This is a genomic window from Streptomyces sp. NPDC107528, from assembly GCF_055639295.1.
In genome coordinates this window covers 923,670-941,269 of record NZ_JBVKAV010000002.1, presented here as the reverse complement: position 1 = coordinate 941,269, position 17,600 = coordinate 923,670, and the positions used below count along the sequence as shown (strand labels likewise).

General features: G+C 70.7%; 17 protein-coding genes. 10 read left to right on the top strand and 7 right to left on the bottom strand.

Annotated features, from left to right (window positions below):
* Positions 1-35: 35 nt before the first annotated feature.
* From araD to ACZ7L5_RS09320, 3 genes are read right to left on the bottom strand one after another with little or no spacing between them, the layout of a single operon-like run.
* Complete coding sequence (gene araD, locus ACZ7L5_RS09330) at positions 36-1,766, bottom strand: L-arabinonate dehydratase (RefSeq protein ID WP_471515644.1); 1,731 nt, start codon at positions 1,764-1,766, stop codon at positions 36-38.
* Complete coding sequence (locus ACZ7L5_RS09325) at positions 1,763-2,671, bottom strand: dihydrodipicolinate synthase family protein (protein ID WP_471515642.1); 909 nt, start codon at positions 2,669-2,671, stop codon at positions 1,763-1,765. The genes araD and ACZ7L5_RS09325 overlap by 4 nt, the downstream gene beginning before the upstream one ends.
* Entirely contained in the window at positions 2,668-3,336 is a 669-nt protein-coding gene (locus tag ACZ7L5_RS09320; protein ID WP_471515640.1) for a GntR family transcriptional regulator, read from the bottom strand. The genes ACZ7L5_RS09325 and ACZ7L5_RS09320 overlap by 4 nt, the downstream gene beginning before the upstream one ends.
* A 199-nt stretch (positions 3,337-3,535) precedes the next feature.
* Here ACZ7L5_RS09320 and ACZ7L5_RS09315 point away from each other — a divergent pair, with 199 nt between their 5' ends.
* A complete protein-coding gene (locus tag ACZ7L5_RS09315) occupies positions 3,536-4,192 on the top strand; it encodes a hypothetical protein (protein WP_471515638.1) in 657 nt (218 codons plus the stop codon).
* Positions 4,193-4,207: 15 nt separating this feature from the next.
* Here the strand turns inward: ACZ7L5_RS09315 and ACZ7L5_RS09310 are convergent, their stop codons facing one another.
* The gene (locus tag ACZ7L5_RS09310; RefSeq protein WP_471515636.1) at positions 4,208-4,798 is read right to left on the bottom strand and encodes a TIGR03086 family metal-binding protein; all 591 of its coding nucleotides are present in this window, start codon (positions 4,796-4,798) and stop codon (positions 4,208-4,210) included.
* Between the two features lie 105 nt (positions 4,799-4,903).
* The gene (locus ACZ7L5_RS09305) at positions 4,904-5,362 is read right to left on the bottom strand and encodes a DUF6010 family protein (RefSeq protein WP_471515634.1); all 459 of its coding nucleotides are present in this window, start codon (positions 5,360-5,362) and stop codon (positions 4,904-4,906) included.
* A gap of 226 nt (positions 5,363-5,588) precedes the next feature.
* Between ACZ7L5_RS09305 and ACZ7L5_RS09300 the strand changes: the two genes are divergently transcribed.
* Both ACZ7L5_RS09300 and ACZ7L5_RS09295 read left to right on the top strand, forming a co-directional pair.
* Positions 5,589-6,314, top strand: a complete 726-nt coding sequence (locus tag ACZ7L5_RS09300; protein ID WP_471515632.1) for a DUF4328 domain-containing protein — start codon at positions 5,589-5,591, stop codon at positions 6,312-6,314.
* An 80-nt stretch (positions 6,315-6,394) separates the two neighbouring features.
* The gene (locus ACZ7L5_RS09295) at positions 6,395-7,630 is read left to right on the top strand and encodes an MFS transporter (RefSeq protein WP_471515630.1); all 1,236 of its coding nucleotides are present in this window, start codon (positions 6,395-6,397) and stop codon (positions 7,628-7,630) included.
* Here ACZ7L5_RS09295 and ACZ7L5_RS09290 read toward each other — a convergent pair.
* Positions 7,567-8,730: a hypothetical protein gene (locus ACZ7L5_RS09290; RefSeq protein WP_471515628.1), complete on the bottom strand. Its 1,164-nt coding sequence runs from the start codon at positions 8,728-8,730 to the stop codon at positions 7,567-7,569. The genes ACZ7L5_RS09295 and ACZ7L5_RS09290 overlap by 64 nt on opposite strands.
* Positions 8,727-9,680, bottom strand: a complete 954-nt coding sequence (locus ACZ7L5_RS09285; protein WP_471515626.1) for a 5-dehydro-4-deoxyglucarate dehydratase — start codon at positions 9,678-9,680, stop codon at positions 8,727-8,729. Before ACZ7L5_RS09285 ends, ACZ7L5_RS09290 begins: the two co-directional genes overlap by 4 nt.
* Before the next feature lie 210 nt (positions 9,681-9,890).
* Between ACZ7L5_RS09285 and ACZ7L5_RS09280 the strand changes: the two genes are divergently transcribed.
* From ACZ7L5_RS09280 to ACZ7L5_RS09250, 7 genes are all read left to right on the top strand, one after another.
* A complete protein-coding gene (locus ACZ7L5_RS09280; protein ID WP_471515624.1) occupies positions 9,891-10,715 on the top strand; it encodes an NAD-dependent epimerase/dehydratase family protein in 825 nt (274 codons plus the stop codon).
* Between the two features lie 309 nt (positions 10,716-11,024).
* On the top strand, positions 11,025-11,795 hold the full coding sequence (locus ACZ7L5_RS09275) for a DeoR/GlpR family DNA-binding transcription regulator (RefSeq protein WP_471515622.1): 771 nt from the start codon (positions 11,025-11,027) through the stop codon (positions 11,793-11,795).
* Between the two features lie 130 nt (positions 11,796-11,925).
* On the top strand, positions 11,926-13,296 hold the full coding sequence (locus ACZ7L5_RS09270; RefSeq protein ID WP_471515620.1) for an ABC transporter substrate-binding protein: 1,371 nt from the start codon (positions 11,926-11,928) through the stop codon (positions 13,294-13,296).
* Positions 13,293-14,231, top strand: coding sequence for a carbohydrate ABC transporter permease (locus tag ACZ7L5_RS09265; protein WP_471515618.1), 939 nt, complete (start codon positions 13,293-13,295; stop codon positions 14,229-14,231). Before ACZ7L5_RS09270 ends, ACZ7L5_RS09265 begins: the two co-directional genes overlap by 4 nt.
* The gene (locus ACZ7L5_RS09260; RefSeq protein ID WP_471515616.1) at positions 14,228-15,076 is read left to right on the top strand and encodes a carbohydrate ABC transporter permease; all 849 of its coding nucleotides are present in this window, start codon (positions 14,228-14,230) and stop codon (positions 15,074-15,076) included. Before ACZ7L5_RS09265 ends, ACZ7L5_RS09260 begins: the two co-directional genes overlap by 4 nt.
* Entirely contained in the window at positions 15,073-16,062 is a 990-nt protein-coding gene (locus tag ACZ7L5_RS09255; RefSeq protein ID WP_471515614.1) for a zinc-dependent alcohol dehydrogenase family protein, read from the top strand. The genes ACZ7L5_RS09260 and ACZ7L5_RS09255 overlap by 4 nt, the downstream gene beginning before the upstream one ends.
* Positions 16,063-16,262: 200 nt before the next feature.
* Positions 16,263-17,492 carry a TerD family protein gene (locus tag ACZ7L5_RS09250; RefSeq protein WP_471515612.1) on the top strand — a complete coding sequence of 410 codons (1,230 nt, stop codon included), beginning with the start codon at positions 16,263-16,265 and terminating at the stop codon, positions 17,490-17,492.
* The last annotated feature ends 108 nt before the right edge of the window (positions 17,493-17,600 follow it).

Here is a 17,600-nt window from a genome sequence, read left to right as displayed (position 1 = left end):
GACCAAACAGGGCTGAGCTGCGGTCGAGGGGTGGTTCAACCGGCGTACGGGTCCTGCACCTTGCCGGGCCGCGCGAGGAACTCGAAGTCACAGCCGGTGTCAGCCTGGGTGATCTGCTCGTTGTAGAGCGCGCCATAGCCCCGCTCACAGCGCGCGGGCGGCGGTGTCCACCCGGCCCGGCGTCGCTGCAACTCCTCGTCGTCCACGTTGAGCTGGAGCGTGCGGGCCTCGACGTCCAGGGTGACGGTGTCCCCGGTCCGGACCAGGGCCAGCGGTCCGCCGACGTACGACTCGGGCGCGATGTGCAGCACGCACGTGCCGTAACTCGTGCCGCTCATCCGGGCGTCGGAGATCCGCACCATGTCACGTACGCCCTGCTTCAGCAGGTGGTCGGGGATCGGCAGCATGCCGTACTCGGGCATGCCCGGACCGCCCTTGGGCCCGGCGTTGCGGAGCACCAGCACACTGTCGGCGGTGATGTTCAGGGACGGGTCGTTGATGGTCCGCTGCATCGTCTTGTAGTCGTCGAAGACGACTGCGGTCCCGGTGTGCTTCAGCAGGTGCCGTTCGGCGGAGATGTGCTTGATGACGGCGCCGTCCGGGCAGAGGTTGCCGCGCAGCACGGCGACGCCGCCCTCGCCGGCGACCGGGTTCTCCCGGGTGCGGATGACGTCGTCGTCGTGGACGACGGCGTCCTGGAGCTGCTCCCGCAAGGTGCCGTTGACCGTCGGCCGCTCCAGGTGCAGCAGGTCGGTGATCCGGGAGAGGAAGGCGGGCAGGCCGCCGGCGAAGTGGAAGTCCTCCATCAGGTACGTCTGTCCGCCGGGCCGCACGTTCGCCAGCACCGGGACGGTACGGGCGATGCGGTCGAAGTCGTCGAGGGACAGCTTGATCCCGGCACGGCCCGCCATCGCGATCAGATGGATGACCGCGTTGGTGGAGCCGCCGAGCCCGAGCACCGTGGTGACGGCGTCCTCGAAGGCCTCGCGGGTGAGGATCCCGGACGGCCGGAGGCCGGTCCACGCGAGCTCCACCGCGCGGCGCCCGGAGGCGGCGGCCATGCGCTCGTGCCCGGAGTCGACGGCCGGGATCGAGGAGGCGCCGGGCAGGGTCATGCCGAGGGCTTCCGCCGCCGCGGTCATCGTGGACGCGGTCCCCATGGTCATGCAGTGGCCGGGCGACCGCGCCAAACCGCCCTGGAGTTCGCGCAGTTCGCAGTCCGTCAGGTTGCCCGCGCGGTGCTCGTCCCAGTACTTCCACATGTCCGTACCGGACCCGAGGGTCTCACCGCGCCAGTGCCCCGGCAGCATGGGCCCCGCGGGCACGAAGATCGACGGCACGTCGGCCGAGGCGGCGCCCATGAGCAGCGCCGGTGTCGACTTGTCGCAGCCGCCGAGCAGCACGGCCGCGTCGATCGGGTACGACCGCAGCAGCTCCTCCGTCTCCATCGCGAGGAGGTTGCGGTAGAGCATCGGGGTCGGCTTCTGGTACGTCTCCGAGAGCGTGGCCACAGGAAACTCGAGCGGGAAGCCCCCGGCCTGCCACACCCCCCGCTTGACCGCCTCGGCCCGCTCGCGCAGATGGACGTGGCAGGGGTTGATGTCGGACCAGGTGTTGAGGACGGCGATCACCGGACGGCCCCGGTACTCCTCCGCCTCGTACCCCAGCTGGCGCATGCGTGCGTTGTGCGACCAGGTGCGCAACTGGCCCTCGGTGCCGTACCACTGGTGGCTTCTGAGTTCCTCGGGGCGCTTCCTGCCGGTCATATCGACCACCCGGCGGCGATGGCGGCGACCTCGGCGCGCTCGTCCTCGGGCAGTGCCCTGCTGGGCGGGCGGACGTCGCGACGGCACAGGCCGAGGCCGGCGAGGGCCTCCTTGACGACGGTGACGTTGTCGGCGGAGCCGTTCGCGGCGCGCAGCTCCTCGAAGCGGCGGATCTGCTCCCAGACCTTCATCGCGCCCGGGTAGTCGCCGGCTCGCAGCGCTTCGATCATGTTCATGGAGACGGCGGGGGCGACGTTCACCAGCCCGGAGGTGAAGCCGGTGGCCCCCGCGGAGAAGTACGAGGGCGCGTACGGCTCGGCGAGCCCGGCGACCCACACGAACCGCTCCAGACCTGCGTCACGGGCGAACGCGGCGAACTTGGCGGCGTCCGGGACGGCGTACTTCACGCCGATGACATTCGGGCAGTCGTCGGCGAGTTCGGCGAGGCGCGCGCCGCTGAGCTGGGCGTTGCGGATGTACGGCACGACGCCGAGGCCGGGCACGGCGGCGGCGATGGCGCGGTGGTAGTCGACCCAGCCGCTCTGGGAGACGTACGGGTGGACCGGCTGGTGGACCATCACCATCCGGGCGCCGAGCTCACGGGCGTGCCGGGCGGAGGCGATGGCGGTGGGTACGTCGTGCCCGACGCCGACCAGGACGGCGGCGCGGTCGCCCGCCTCCTCGACGGTCAGCTCGGTGACGAGTCGGCGCTCTTCGGGGGTGAGGGCGTAGAACTCACCGGTGTTGCCGTTGGGGGTGAGGGTGATGACGCCCCCGTCCAGCAGACGGCGCAGCAGGGCCCGGTGGGCGTCCTGGTCGACGCGGCCGTCCTCGGCGAACGGGGTCACCGGGATCGCCACCACGTCGGCCAGGGCCGTCCGCTGGGGCTCGAACGTCGTTGTCATGCCGGACCGTCCTCTCCCTGGGCCTCGACTCCCGCGTCCGGGAAGGCCCGTTGCACGAACGACGCGATGTGGGCGTGCAGGGCGCGCGCGGCGCCGTCGGCGTCGCCTTCGAGCGCCAGCCGCAGGATGTCGCGGTGCTCGCCGGCCTCCCGTTCCCAGGAGGGGGAGGCGGCCCAGGCGACCGCGGAGACGAGGGCGGCCTGATCCCGCACCTCGTCGAGCATCCGGCCGAGCAGCGGGTTGCCGCACGGCAGGTACAGGGCGCGGTGGAACTCCCGGTTGGCGAGGGAGCGTTCGGCGGTGTCGCCGGCCGCGTCGGCGCGGGTCAGCGCGTCACGGGCGGCGGCGAGGGAGGCGCCGCGCCTGACGGCCCGCTTCAGCGCCTCGGGCTCCAGCAGCAGCCGTACGTCGTAGACCTCGCGCGCCATGTCCGCGTCCACCATGCGCACCGTGACGCCCTTGTACTGGCTCATCACGACCAGTCCGGTCCCGGCGAGCGTCTTGAGCGCCTCGCGCACCGGGGTCTTGGACACCCCGAACTGCGCGGCGAGCTCGGTCTCGACCAGGGCCTGACCAGGCGTCAACTGCCCGGTGAGGATGCGGCGTTTGATCTCCTCCAGCACGAACTGCGTGCGGGAGGGGATCGGCGTGGGCACAGAGGTCATGCGCGCCTCTCGGATCTTCGCGGGGCCCAGTGACCGGGTCTCGCGTATCGGATCTCACGTATCGCGTCTCATATATGACGTACGAAGTACGACGCGATGAAGGTAGGAGGGGGCGCATGATTCGTCAACGCTTCTGACAAAGGAAGTTGGGGTCGCGGGCCTACGCTGCTCCGACAACACCTCTGGGAGGACACCGCCGATGACGTTCGCACCGCTTCCCGGCCGGCCGCAGGACCGGACATCGGCGTTCCGTCTGCAACTGGCCGAGCTGGCCCGACAGGCCGGCGTCGACCTGCCCGACCGGGTGCCGCGCGACCGGGAGTGGCAGGGGGAGGCGCGGATGGCGTTCCGGCGGGCTCTGCGGACCGTGGAAACGTTGCCCGAGCTGCTCTTCGACCCGCTCTTGCGCACGGCCGTCCTTGACCCCGACCCCAGCCACAACCGGCTGTTCGTCGAGCCTGCCGTGACCGTGTTCGGTCGCCGACGGATGCAGACCGCGTTGATCGAGTATGTGCGGACGGGAACCGATCACGAGCGCGCCGGGGCGGCCCGCGCCTGGTACTGGGCGCAGGCGCCGCTGAGGTTCCGCGGCGGGCAGACGCGGGTGCCGACGCCGGAGAGCAAGGCGGAGTTCGACGCCGTGGCCGACCTCCGTGCCGCTTGGCACGAGGCCACGCTGCGCGAGTTCGTGCGCAACGACGACCTCGACGTGCGCCGCTGCATACTCCCCGGACTCCCCCTGAACCCGCGCCACTACCCCGCCGACCTGCACGACCTGGTCGCCGAGGCGGTGCACATCGCGCGCACCCACTCCGACGAATACCTGCGGCACCGAGTTGAGCACCAGCTTGGCTAGGGGAAACTCCCCGGGTCAGCGATCCCTCCTCCAGCCCGGGTCCCGTCCGCTCAGCCCGACCGCCCGGTCCAGCAGTGGTGCACCGGCGGGGACCGGCACCACGGGGCCGAAGATGCTGTCGCGACCAGGGTCGTCGACGGAGGCGAGGAGGAAGTCGTGCGACGCCTGCAACGCGGCGGGGTCGGGGACGTACTCCTGACCGGTCGCGCGGGCCAGGTCCCAGGCGTGGATCACCAGTTCGTCGGCGGCGACCGCGGCCGCCACGGCACCGGGCAGGTCGATGCCGCCGGCGCGGGTCATGCCGGTCCACGCCTCCGGGTCGCGCCACACCTCGCTCAGTTCGTCGAGGACCTTGGGAAGCTCCTCGCGCCAGCCGGGCCCGATGTCCGGTTCGACGGCTTCCGGGCTGGTGTCGGTCGTGGCGCCCAGGTCCTTGCGGCCGGCGTCACGGAAGGCGACGGACAGGCCGAGCAGGTGACCCAGCAGGTTGCGCACCGCCATCTCCGGGCAGGGCGTCGGCGCCGAGAGCTGCTCGTCGGTGACGGCTTCCGCGAGGCGGGCGACGACGCGGGTCTGCGGTCCGAGGTCGAGGGTCATGTCGGTCATGGGGCGGGCTCCTCACAGATCGGTTCCTGAGAGGTGGACCGGTGCCGCGCGCGAAACTCATCGGCGATCCGGGAAGGCGTCCTGCCCGCCGCCGAGAGGCCCGGCCTACGCCCCGACCCCGGACTCCCCCACCCGAGCCGTCTCCCCGGACACCCGGCCCTTGCGCCCCCTGGCTCCCCGTACCCACTCGACCAGCTCCCTCGGCGTCTTCCCGCCGGCGAAGCACCACAGGGCGATCACCGGGTCGCAGATCGCGCAGCCGAGGGACGAGGTGTGGAGGAAGGGGATGATCGGGTTGCCCTTGATGTGGTGGACGATGTCCCACGCGGTGTGCAGCAGCCAGCCGATGCCGATGAAGGTCCACGAGTCCAGGCCGCGATAGGCGACGTAGGTGACCACCGCGGTGAACGCGAACTCCCAGCCGCCCATGCCGCCGCCGCTCAGATAGGCGGCGCCCGCTCCGGCGACCAAGACCGCGTTGAAGCGCCGCCGGTGCGGTTCCCGGATGAGGGACATCAGGAGGGCGTAGAGGAGGCCGATGCCGATGGGCGCGACGTAGTGCATGGAACTGCCTTTGCGTATGGATGACTTGGACGGCTCATCACGCTATGTGCACACCCTCATCCGTCCCAGTGGCTGAATTGACAGCTTCCAACGGATTCCCGCCGCACCGAATTGTCATGGACGGGATGTGCATGATCGACGTATCGTGCGTCGGCCGCATGTCCGCGGCTCTCTTCTTTTCTCGCCGCGGACCTCTTCTTTCTTGCCCGTGGGGGGCCGCATCGCCATGTCCGAATCCACTGATCTGCGTCCGCGTCCACTGCTGCCCACAGGGGCTCCACCATCGTCCCGCGCTCTCCTGGCCGTGGCCGCCGGGGGGCTCGCTCTGGTCGCCCTCTGTGACGTGTTCAGCCTCTTGGCCGGATTCCGGCTCCGTGCGGTGATCGACGGAGACGGCGGCTTCGTCACGGCTCCGCAGCAGGAACTGGACGCCGCTGCCTCGCTGTACGACACGGCCGGAAGATTCCAGGTCATGGTGTACCTGCCCGCCGCGATCGTGTTCGTCGTCTGGTTCTTCCGTATGCGCCGCAACACCGGGCTCCTGACCCCGGACCGGTTCCGCAACGGACCCGGGTGGGCCATCGGGGCCTGGCTCATCCCGCTGGTGAACCTCTGGATGCCGTATCGCGTCGCCTTCGACATGTGGGGGGCCGCCACTCAGCTGCCGGCCGAGGGCGAGACCCACCGGACGCGGGTCTGGCCCCTGAACCTGTGGTGGGCGCTGTTCGTCTTCAGCGTCCTGTTCAACCGGTACGCCGGGCAGAAGTACCGGAACGCCGAGACGTTGACGGAGATCAAGGACGCGGTGGGGCAGTACATGGCAGCCGACGTGGTGCACATTGCCGCCGCCGCTGCCGCCATCCATTTCGCCGTCCGGCTGACCGCCATGCAGCGGCGCAAAGCCATTGAGGGCCTGTACCGGCCCTCGGTCGTCAAGGAGACGCCGGCCTAGCTTCTCCCCTCGCGCCCAGGCCACTTCTAAGGCACTTCCCCGATCCCCACGCGCCCGCCTCAGCCCCACAGTGGCCTGGCATGACGACCACCACCTGGGCCCTCCCCCGCGTCCTGCGCGACCGCGACGCCGCCCTCTACCTCACCGGAGCCGTCGTCTCCGGCTTCGGCACCTCGGCGCTGTGGCTGGTGTCCGGCGTGTGGGTCAAGGACCTCACCGGCTCGGACGGCCTGGCCGCACTGTGCATGCTCGCCATGTGGGCCCCGACCCTGGCCGGCCCGCTCCTGGGCACGCAAGCCGACCGCGTCCGCCGCAAGCTCCTGCTGATCGGCGCGAACCTCCTCCTGGCCGCCCTCCTGCTCACCCTCTTCACCGTCGACACCCCGGCCCGCCTCTGGCTCCTCTTCGCGGTCCTGTTCGTCTACGGGGCCGCAGGAGTCGTTCACGACGCCGCCGAGTCCGCCCTCGTCGCGAGCGCCGTGCCCGCGTCCCTGCTCGGCGACTTCAACGGGCTGCGCATGACGGCCTCCGAGGGCATGAAACTCCTCGCCCCGCTGGCCGGCGCGGGCGTGTACGCGGCGTACGGCGGTCCGAGCGTCGCCCTGCTCGACGCCGTGACGTTCGTGGCCGCGACCTGCCTCTACGCGTGCCTGCGCGTGCGCGAGAGCAGGCCCGAGCCGCCGCCCGGCGGCTGGCGGAGGCAGACCACCGAGGGCGCCCGCTTCCTCTGGGCGCACCCACGACTGCGCCCCCTCGTCCTGGCCGGCGGCGGCACCATGCTGTGCGCGGGGCTCAGCGGGGCGACGATCTACGCCGTCATCGACCGCCTCGGGCACGACCCCGCGTACGCCGGTGTGCTGTACGCCGTCCAGGGCGCCGGTTCGGTCACGATCGGGCTGCTCTCGGGCCCCCTCCTGCGCCGGCTCGGCGAACGCCGTTTCGCCGCGTACGGCATCGCCCTGACGGCCACCGCGGCCGGACTGCGGGCGATCCCGTCCGACCCGGTGGCCCTGGCCTGCAGCGCGGCGGCCGGCGTGGGGCTGCCCTGTGTGCTGATCGCCGCGCTCACCGCCGTGCAGCGCGAGACGCCGGACGCCCTGCTCGGCCGGACGGCCGCCACGGCCAACACCCTCGTCTTCACGCCGAACGTCATCGGGCTCGCGGCGGGCGCGGCGCTGGTCGAACTGCTCGACGTACAGCTGCTGCTGGCCGTCCTGGGCCCGGCGTGGCTGCTGACCGCCCTGCCGCTGGTTCAGAGAGCGGCGAGCGCCTCCCGCACCGCCGCCAAGTCGCCGTCGGACGCCAACCCCGCGTGATAGAGCCGGATCTCGGTGGCTCCCAGCTCTCGCGCGCGTGCCGTGTCCGACGCCAGCGTGCCCGGGCTGCCGCCCATCTGGGAGACGACACCGAAGTTGGCGGCGACGACCGCGCCGTCACGGCCCTGCTCGGCGAAGGGCGTCAGCAGACCGGGGCCGCCCGCGCACGGCACGACGACGCCGTCCGCGACGGAGAGGATGTGCTCGGGGTCGACGCCGGCGTTCGCGCCGACGTGATACCTCACCGGGTCGGCGTGCAGGAGCACCTGGAAATCGTCCGGAGCGGCCTGGCGGACTGCCCGGACGGCCGTCTCCTGAAGCGTGCGGGCGGTTTCGTCACGCCACGCGCGTGTGGCCGCCGCCGTCTGCGGGCCGAGCAGCTTCTCGACGCCGGCCCAGTCACCGTCGTCCGCCGCTCCCTGCCACAGCGGCTTCAGGGCGGCGCGTACGGCTGCCGCCAGTTCGCCGGCGTCCAGGCCCTGGGCGCCGTAGCCCTCCTGGCACGTCGGGCAGAAGCAGAGCGCCATCAGGTACATTCCGGCGTCCCCGAGCGGCACCCCGCCGGTCTTGTCGTGGGCGTGCAGGTGCTGCAAGCCGTACCAGCCGAGGGACTCCAGCTCGGTGCCGCGCGCCCCCGGGCGAACGGCGGCCTCGGCGGCGAGGTCGACGAGGTACGCGCGCGTGGCGGGCTGTGCGATGCACGGGGCCCAGGGGTAGCGGTCGCCGTACGCGTTGACGACCGAGGTGTCCGGATGGTCGGCGCCCAGGCGGGAGTTGTGCGCGAGGACCACCCAGGTGTGCACCTCCAGACCCGCGTCCGCCAACGCTTCGGCGGCCTCGCCGAAGGCGTCGCCGGGTGCCCAGTCCCCGGCCGGGTACGGGCGCAGTTCCCGGCCCGTCCACCGGTCGTCCGTCGGGTAGAGCACAGCCGCGTGCTCGGCGGTGACGATGCGGTGGCGCGGATGGCGGGGGGTGAGGGCGCGGGTGGAGTGGTAGGCGGAGGCGAGCGTCACCTGGTGAACGCCGAGGGCGGCGATCCTCGCGGGTGCCTCCGGATCTCCGTTGACGTCCCAGGGGTAGACGAATGTCGACGCCTTCACTTGGTGTCCTCCGGCTCCTGCTCCAGCAGCGCGTAGCCGCGCTCGATCACCTGGGCAAGCTGCTTGACATGGCCCTCGCTCGGCTCGTGCAGCGGCGGCCGGACCTCCCCCACGTCCAGCCCGCGCAGCCGTACACCCGCCTTGACCAGGGCGACGGCGTATCCGCGGCCCTGGGCGCGCAGTTCGACGAACGGGCGGTAGAAGCCGTCCAGGAGGCGGGTGACGGTGGCGGTGTCGCCGGCCTCCAGCCCCTGGTAGAAGGCGAGGGCGATCTCCGGGGCGAAGCAGAAGACGGCGGAGGAGTAGAGCGTGACGCCGATGGCGCGGTAGGCGAGCTGGGTCTGCTCGGCGGTCGGCAGGCCGTTGAAGTAGAGGAAGTCACCGGGGACCTCGGCGCGTACGGCGCTGACGATCCGCTGCATCAGGTCCAGGTCCCCGAGCCCGTCCTTGAGCCCGATGACGCCGTCCGTGCGGGCCAGTTCGACGACGGTGTCCGGGGTGAACACGGCGTTGTCGCGCTGGTAGACGATGACGGGGAGCACGGTCGCCGCGGCGATCTCCCTGTAGTGCCGCAGCAGCCCCTCCTGCCCGGCGAGGACGAGATACGGCGGCATGGCGAGCAGCCCGTCCGCCCCGGCTCCCTCGGCGAGCCGCGCGTACCGCACGGCGAGCGCGGTGCCGTATCCGGCGCCCGCGACGACCGGCACGCGTCCCGCCGCCGCCTCGACGGCCGCCCGCACGCACGCCTCGTACTCCTCGGGCGTGAGTGCGTGGAACTCCCCCGTGCCGCAGCACGCGAACACGGCGGCGGCACCGGCAGCCACGCCCTGACGGACATGGGTGCGGTACGCGTCGAGGTCGACCGAGCCGTCGGGGCCGTAGGCGGTGACGGGGAAGAACAACGGCCCGCCGGGGATGCTGAGGCGTGCGGCAAGGGGGGCTGGCGTCACGGGCTCTCCCTAGAACGAGGACGTAACGAGGACGTACCGAGGACGGCTGTGCGAGAACGAGACGGCGCATACGTAACTCTGATCAGAGTTTACATTTATGAACACACACTGCACCACCCTTGACGAGCAAGGTCGATGATCCTTAGCTTGTCCATGAATGTGAATACCGTGCGTGCATGCATACGGCCCTGAACTCAAGGAGAACCGAGGATGCCAGCCCCCCGCACCGTTCTGCTCACCGGCGCCGCCGGCGGACTCGGCACCCTGATGCGGGACCTGCTCCCGGCCTACGGCTACCAGCTGCGGCTCCTGGATCTGCGGCCCATCGAGAGCGAGCCGGACGCGATCGTCGCCGACCTCGCCGACCGGGAGGCGCTGCGCGAGGCCGTGCGGGGCGTAGACGCGATCATCCACCTCGCGGGCATCTCCCTGGAAGCTCCGTTCGAGAAGATTCTCCGGGCGAACATCGAGGGCACCTACCACCTCTACGAGGCCGCCCGCGAGGAAGGCGTCGGACGCATCGTCTTCGCCTCCTCCAACCACGCGGTGGGCTTCACGCCCCGCCCCGAGGGCACCGCGCCGCACGAGCCGAGCGCACTGATCCCCATCGACACGCCGCGCCGCCCGGACACCTTCTACGGCCTGTCCAAGTCCTTCGGCGAGGACCTCGCGCAGTTCTACTGGGACAAGCACGGCCTGGAGACGGTGTCCGTGCGCATCGGCTCCTGCTTCCCGGAGCCGACCAGCGTCCGGATGCTCTCGGTGTGGATGAGCCCCGCCGACGGCGCCCGTCTCCTCCACGCGGCTCTGACCGCCGAGGACGTCGAGCACACGGTCGTCCACGGTTCCTCGGCGAACACCCGCCTGTGGTGGGACCTGACCAGCGCCCGCTCCCTCGGCTACGAGCCGCAGGACGACTCCGAGCCGTACGCCGAGAAGCTGATCGCCGAACAGGGCGAGCTCGACCCGGAGAACATCGCGCACGCCTACCTGGGCGGCCACTTCGTCAGCGACCCGCCGATCTGGCCGTACTGACGTCCGGCCGTAGCGCGACCCGGCCGTACCGAGATCCGGCCTTACTGACCGAAACATTTCGCCGCAAGAGGGCGGGCGGGCACCGAACGGGCCCGCCCGCCGCCGTATTCGGGCACCAGGCACGCCCGATCTCACGCGTCCCACCACAACCATGCAGGTCCGAGACGGGCACACCACACGGTGAACGGGCACACACGGGCAGCATCGAACCTGCAACAGAGCTGGTCAGTGCCGAACACCCGCTGTAGAACTTCCCCCATGGGCCGCACCGGGCCCGAACGGGCAGCAAGGCGGAAGGCAAGGGTCGGCATGAGCACGAGGACGGCGGAGGAACGCCAGCGCGAGATCGTGCTGGCCGCACGGCGCGACGGCTCGGTCGACGTCACCGCGCTCGCCGCCGAGCTGGGCGTGGCCAAGGAGACCGTACGGCGGGACCTGCGCGTCCTGGAGGACCACGGCCTGCTCCGGCGTACCCACGGCGGCGCCTACCCCGTGGAGAGCGCCGGCTTCGAGACGACGCTGGCCTTCCGCGCCACCAGCCACGTCCCCGAGAAGCGCAGGATCGCGGCCGCCGCGGCCGACCTGCTCGGGGACGCCGAGACGGTCTTCGTCGACGAGGGCTTCACCCCGCAGCTCATCGCCGAGGCCCTGCCCACCGACCGGCCGCTGACCGTGGTCACCGCGTCCCTCCCGGTCGCGGGCGCGCTCGCCGAGACGGAGCACGTCTCCGTGCTGCTGCTCGGCGGCCGGGTGCGGTCCGGCACCCTGGCCACCGTCGACCACTGGACGACGAAGATGCTGGCCGGCTTCGTCATCGACCTGGCGTTCATCGGCGCCAACGGCATCTCCCGCGAGCACGGCCTGACCACCCCCGACCCGGCCGTCAGCGAGGTCAAGGCGCAGGCGATCCGGGCGTCGCGTCGCACGGTGTTCGCGGGCGTCCACACCAAGTTCGGGGCGGTCAGCTTCTGCCGGTTCGCGGACATCGGCGCACTGGAGACGATCGTCACGAGCACCCTGCTCCCCGCGGCCGAGGCCCACCGCTACTCCCTGCGGGGACCCCAGGTCATCCGCGTCTGACACTCCAACTCACTCCCCCTCGGGGCCCTTTCACGCCTCATGCCACCCCTTATCTCCCTATACATCCCCATACCTCCCCTCATTCACGTCCCCTCATTCACGTCCCCTCATTCACGTCCAGGAGCGATCCATGCGAACCCAGAGCCGACGGAGGCCACCGCGAGCCACGCTCGCCATGGCCGCCGCAGGGACGCTGCTCGCCCCGCTGCTCTCCGGCTGCTGGGTCGGAGCCGGCGGGGCGGGGTCGGGCGGCAACTCGATCAACGTCCTGATGGTCAACAACCCCCAGATGACCGAGTTGCAGAAGCTGGCCCCGGCTTTCACGAAAGAGACCGGCATCAAGGTCAACTTCACCGTCCTGCCCGAGAACGACGTCCGCGACAAGATCAGCCAGGACTTCGCCAACCAGGCGGGCCAGTACGACGTCGCCACCCTCTCCAACTACGAGATACCGATCTACGCCCGCAACGGCTGGCTGAAGGAGATGAACTCCTACGTCGCCAAGGACCCGGCGTACGACGAGCAGGACGTCCTCAAGCCGATGCGCCAGTCCCTGACCGGCGACGACGGCAAGCTCTACGGCCAGCCCTTCTACGGCGAGTCGTCCTTCCTGATGTACCGCAAGGACGTGCTCGCGAAGGAGGGCGTCACGATGCCCGCGCACCCCACCTGGCAGCAGGTGGCGGACATCGCGGCGAAGGTGGACGGCGCCGAACCGGGCATGAAGGGCATCTGTCTGCGCGGTCTGCCGGGCTGGGGCGAGGTGATGGCACCGCTCACCACGGTCGTGAACACGTTCGGCGGCACCTGGTTCGACAAGAACTGGCAGGCACAACTGGACTCCCCCGAGTGGGAGAAGGCGACGAAGTTCTATGTCGACCTGGTCCGCGAGCACGGTGAGTCGGGAGCGGCCCAGTCCGGCTTCGCCGAGTGCCTGAACAACATGACCCAGGGCAAGGTCGCCATGTGGTACGACGCCACCTCCGCAGCCGGTTCCCTGGAGGCGGCGAAGTCCCCGGTGAAGGGCAAGCTCGGCTACGCACCGGCGCCCGTCGAGAAGACGGAGTCGGCCGGCTGGCTCTACACCTGGGCCTGGGGCATCCAGCAGGCGTCCCGCAACCCCGACAAGGCCTGGAAGTTCGTGTCCTGGGCGTCCAGCAAGCGGTACGAGCAGCTGGTGGGCGACGAGATCGGCTGGTCCAACGTCCCGGCAGGCAAGCGCGCCTCCACCTACGCCAACCCGGCCTACCGCGAGGAGGCGGCTGCCTTCCAGGAGATGACGAAGGAGGCCATCGAGGGCGCCCGCCCGAACGCCCCCGGCGTGCAGCCGCGCCCCGCGCCCGGCATCCAGTTCGTCGGCATCCCCGAGTTCACCGATCTCGGCACCAAGGTCTCCCAGGAGATCAGCGCGGCCATCGCCGGACGCCAGTCCGTCGAGTCGGCCCTGAAGAAGTCCCAGCAGCTCGCCGAGAAGATCTCCGAGGAGTACGAGGGGCGATGACAGCGACGACCACGGCCCCCGTGGCCACGACACCCGTGCGTACCACCCGTCCGCCCTCCGCCCGGTTGCGCAACTGGGCGACCCGGGCCCCGCTCCTGCCGGCTCTGATCTTCATGGTCGTGGTGACCCAGCTGCCGTTCGTGGCCACGCTGGTGATCTCGTTCTTCGACTGGAACTCCCTCTACCCGGACGCCCGCCACTTCACCGGCATCGCCAACTACCAGGAAGTCCTGACCGACGCCGACCTGCGCCACTCGGTGTGGACGACCGTGCTGCTGACGGTCGCGGTGGTGCTGGCCAGCCTGGTCCTGGGGCTGGTCCTGGCGCTGCTCCTGGACCGGAAGTTCAAGGGCCGGGGCGTGGTCCGCACCCTGCTGATCGCCCCGTTCCTGGTGGTGCCCGTGGCCGCGGCTCTGCTCTGGAAGCATGTGCTCTACAACCCTGAATACGGCCTGTTCAACGGGCTGTTGCACTATGTGGGCGGCCCACAGCCGGACTGGATCTCCAACACCCCGCTCCTCGCGGTCGAGGCCTCCCTCGTCTGGCAGTGGACGCCGTTCATGATGCTGATCCTGCTGGCCGGCCTGCAGAGCCGCGACCACGAGCAGATCGAGGCGGCCCGCGTCGACGGCGCGAGCGACTGGCAGATCTTCCGCCACCTGACACTGCCCCACCTGCGCCGCTACCTCGAACTGGGCGCCCTGCTGGGCTCGATCTACATAGTCCAGAACTTCGACGCGGTGTTCACGATCACGTCGGGCGGCCTCGGCACGGCGAATCTCCCCTACACCGTCTACCAGAGCTTCTACCAGGCCCATGAGAACGGCCTCGCCTCGGCCGCGGGCGTCCTGGTGGTCATCGGCTCGATCATCATCGCGACCTTCGCGCTGCGCGTGGTGTCGTCCCTGTTCCGCGAGGAGGTGTCGCGCGCATGAGTGCAGTGGCCGTACGACTTCGCAACCGCCGCAAGGGAGTTGGCCTCGGTCTGGTGGCCTGGCTGCTCGGGATCCTGTTCTTCCTGCCGATCGGGTGGATGGCCCTGACGTCCTTCCACTCCGAGGCGGACGCGGCGACCAACCCGCCGTCCTTCGCCGCGTCGCTGACACTCGACGGCTACCGCGAGTTCTTCGGCGCGGGCGGCGGCGCGAGCCCCTGGCCGGCGCTGATCAACTCGACGGTGGCCTCGGTGGCGTCGACGCTGTTCGTCCTGGTCCTCGCCTTCCCGGCGGCGTACGCCCTGTCGATCCGCCCCGTGAAGAAGTGGACGGACGTCCTGTTCTTCTTCCTGTCCACCAAGATGCTGCCGGCAGTGGCAGGCCTCCTGCCCCTGTACCTGTTCGCGAAGAACACGGACATGCTCGACAACATCTGGCTGCTGGTCATCCTCTACACCTCGATGAACCTGCCGATCGCGGTGTGGATGATGCAGTCCTTCCTCGCCGAGATCCCGGTCGCCGTGATCGAGGCGGCGCGGGTGGACGGCGCGAAGCTGCCGACGATCCTCACACGCGTGGTGGCCCCGATCGCCCTGCCCGGGATCGCCGCAACGGCCCTGATCTGCTTCATCTTCAGCTGGAACGAGCTGCTGTTCGCCCGAGTGCTGACCGGCGTGGTCGCCGAGACCGCCCCCGTCTTCCTGACCGGCTTCATCACCAGCCAGGGCCTGTTCCTGGCGAAGGTGTGCGCCGCGTCGCTCGTCATCTCCCTGCCGGTGCTCGCCGCGGGGTTCGCCGCCCAGGACAAGCTGGTCCAGGGCCTGTCGTTGGGAGCCGTGAAATGAAGGCCGCCGTCATCGAGTCCGTCGGCAAGGCAGTGGTCGCCGAGGTCCCCGACCCGACGCCCGGCCCGCGCGAGGTCGTCGTCGAGGTGGCTGCCTGCGGCCTGTGCGGCACGGACCTGCACATCCTGCAGGGCGAGTTCGCACCGAAGCTGCCGATCGTCCCCGGGCACGAGTTCGCGGGCGAGGTGGTCGGGGTGGGCACCCAGGTCACGGAGCTGTCGGTGGGCGACCGGGTCGCGGTGGACCCCTCCCTCTACTGCTACGAATGCCGCTACTGCCGTACGGGCCACAACAACCTCTGCGAACGCTGGGCGGCGATCGGCGTGACGACGGCGGGCGGCGCGGCGCGCTATGCCGTGGCCCCGGTCGCGAACTGCGTACGGCTCCCCGACCACGTCCACACCCAGGACGCGGCCCTCGTGGAACCCCTCTCCTGCGCCGTCCGCGGCTACGACGTCCTGCAGTCCCGCCTCGGCGCCCACGTCCTGATCTACGGCTCGGGCACGATGGGCCTGATGATGCTGGAGCTGGCCAAGCGGACGGGGGCGGCCAGCGTGGACATGGTGGACATCAACCCGGCCCGCCTGGAAACGGCCCGCAGCCTCGGCGTCTCGGCCTCCGCGGCCAACCCGGACGAACTGGACCGGCCTCAGGGCTGGGACCTCGTCGTCGACGCCACGGGCAACGCGGCGGCGATCCAGGACGGCCTGGAGCGAGTCGCCAAGGCGGGGACGTTCCTGCAGTTCGGGGTCGCGGACTACGCGACGCGCGTCACGATCGACCCGTACCGCATCTACAACCAGGAGATCACCATCACGGGTTCGATGGCGGTCCTCCACAGCTTCGAGCGCGCGGCGGAACTGTTCGCCAATGGCGTCCTCGACCCCGAGATCTTCATCAGCGACCGCATCCCGCTGGAGCGGTACCCGGAGGCGCTGGAGCAGTTCGCGTCCGGGGTCGGCCGGAAGATCGTGGTGGTCCCGTAGGGTTCTCCGCCCCGGCGGGGTTTCCAGCCCGTCCGGCGTTTGACGGCGAGCCCGTTCACGACAGCGGGGGTCGAAGGGGCGGCAGCCCCTGGAGGACGGGAGGGACAGGGGCGGCGGGGGCGAAATCCGCGGCCCCCGCCGAATGGCCGTGGGTAAGGGAACGGTAAAGCGCCCCCGCTCGTTCACGGACCATGACAGCTATGACCCCCGGCTCGAACATCCCTCTCTCCGCCGCCCGCGTGACGGTGGACGTCGCCGCCCCGGTGCGGCTCGACGTATCGGGCCTGCTGCTCACCGCCGACGGCAAGGTGCGCTCCGACGACGACTTCATCTTCTACAACCAACCGTCCGGCCCAGGCGTGACGTACCGCTCGGGCGGCGGCACCAGCCCCGACGCGATCACGGTCGACACCGCGGCCGTACCCCCCGGCATCGAGAAGATCGTCGTCACCGCCAGCCCCGACGCCGCCGGCCAGTCCTTCCAGGGCATCGAACCGACGGCCACCATCCGCAACGCGGACGACAACAGCGTCCTGGCCACCTTCACGCCCCCGCAACTCGGCACCGAGACGGCCCTGGTGATCGTCGAGGTCTACCTGCGCAACGGCGCCTGGAAGGCCCGCGCCGTCGGCCAGGGCTACTCCAACGGCCTGGCCGGCATCGCCACCGACTTCGGTGTCACGGTCGAGGAACCGGCCCCGGCCCCGGCCGCACCCGTGACCCCGCCGCAACCCACCATGCAGCCCCCGGCCGCCCCGCCGGCCCCGCCCATGTCCACTCCCCCGGCCCCGCAGGCACCCCAGACCCCCGCCGCTCCCCCGGCCCCGCCCGCCCCGCCCGCCCCCGGCGCCGGAAAGATCAACCTGGACAAGGGCCGCGTAAGCCTCCAGAAGAACCAGACGGTCTCCCTCGTCAAGGGCGGCCGCCCCCTGCTCTCCCAGGTCAAGATGGGCCTCGGCTGGGAGCCGGCGTACCGCGGCAAGGACATCGACCTGGACGCCTCGGTCATCGCCTACGGCCCGCAGCGCAACCACATCGACAGCTGCTACTTCGGCAAGCTCCAGATCGTGCAGGGCGCGATCCGCCACTCCGGCGACAACCTCACCGGCGAGGGCGGCGGGGACGACGAGGTCATCACCGTGGACCTCGGGCGCCTGCCCCAGGAGGTCACCGGACTCGTCTTCACCGTCAACTCCTTCTCCGGCCAGAAGTTCACCGAGGTCGCCAAGGCCTACTGCCGGCTGATCGACGCCGCGTCCGGCGAGGAACTCGTCCGCTTCGACCTCACCAACGCCGAAGCGCAGACGGGCGTGATGATGGCGAAGCTGATCAAGCAGTTCTCCGGCGAGTGGGAGATGACGGCGATGGGCGACTTCGTGAAGTCCCGCACGGTGCGGGGGATGGTGAAGCCGGCGGCCCAGGCACTGTAGACAGCCCTACGACGTCCAGGGCGCCCCCGGGCGAAGAGAGAGGGGCGCCCGGCGCGACCGGAGCTGCGTGAGGCGCTTGCCGCAGGGAGCCGAGAGGTGACCGACGGT

Excerpts from the sequence above, each read along its gene's own strand:
- ACZ7L5_RS09275 (WP_471515622.1), top strand. The coding sequence starts at position 11,025 with ATGAGCACGAGGACGGCGGAGGAACGCCAGCGCGAGATCGTGCTGGCC.
- ACZ7L5_RS09280 (WP_471515624.1), top strand. The coding sequence starts at position 9,891 with ATGCCAGCCCCCCGCACCGTTCTGCTCACCGGCGCCGCCGGCGGACTC.
- ACZ7L5_RS09305 (WP_471515634.1), bottom strand. The coding sequence starts at position 5,362 with ATGCACTACGTCGCGCCCATCGGCATCGGCCTCCTCTACGCCCTCCTG.
- ACZ7L5_RS09315 (WP_471515638.1), top strand. The coding sequence starts at position 3,536 with ATGACGTTCGCACCGCTTCCCGGCCGGCCGCAGGACCGGACATCGGCG.
- ACZ7L5_RS09310 (WP_471515636.1), bottom strand. The coding sequence starts at position 4,798 with ATGACCGACATGACCCTCGACCTCGGACCGCAGACCCGCGTCGTCGCC.
- ACZ7L5_RS09260 (WP_471515616.1), top strand. The coding sequence starts at position 14,228 with ATGAGTGCAGTGGCCGTACGACTTCGCAACCGCCGCAAGGGAGTTGGC.
- ACZ7L5_RS09250 (WP_471515612.1), top strand. The coding sequence starts at position 16,263 with ATGACCCCCGGCTCGAACATCCCTCTCTCCGCCGCCCGCGTGACGGTG.
- ACZ7L5_RS09255 (WP_471515614.1), top strand. The coding sequence starts at position 15,073 with ATGAAGGCCGCCGTCATCGAGTCCGTCGGCAAGGCAGTGGTCGCCGAG.
- ACZ7L5_RS09325 (WP_471515642.1), bottom strand. The coding sequence starts at position 2,671 with ATGACAACGACGTTCGAGCCCCAGCGGACGGCCCTGGCCGACGTGGTG.
- araD (WP_471515644.1), bottom strand. The coding sequence starts at position 1,766 with ATGACCGGCAGGAAGCGCCCCGAGGAACTCAGAAGCCACCAGTGGTAC.
- ACZ7L5_RS09320 (WP_471515640.1), bottom strand. The coding sequence starts at position 3,336 with ATGACCTCTGTGCCCACGCCGATCCCCTCCCGCACGCAGTTCGTGCTG.
- ACZ7L5_RS09265 (WP_471515618.1), top strand. The coding sequence starts at position 13,293 with ATGACAGCGACGACCACGGCCCCCGTGGCCACGACACCCGTGCGTACC.
- ACZ7L5_RS09295 (WP_471515630.1), top strand. The coding sequence starts at position 6,395 with ATGACGACCACCACCTGGGCCCTCCCCCGCGTCCTGCGCGACCGCGAC.
- ACZ7L5_RS09270 (WP_471515620.1), top strand. The coding sequence starts at position 11,926 with ATGCGAACCCAGAGCCGACGGAGGCCACCGCGAGCCACGCTCGCCATG.
- ACZ7L5_RS09300 (WP_471515632.1), top strand. The coding sequence starts at position 5,589 with ATGTCCGAATCCACTGATCTGCGTCCGCGTCCACTGCTGCCCACAGGG.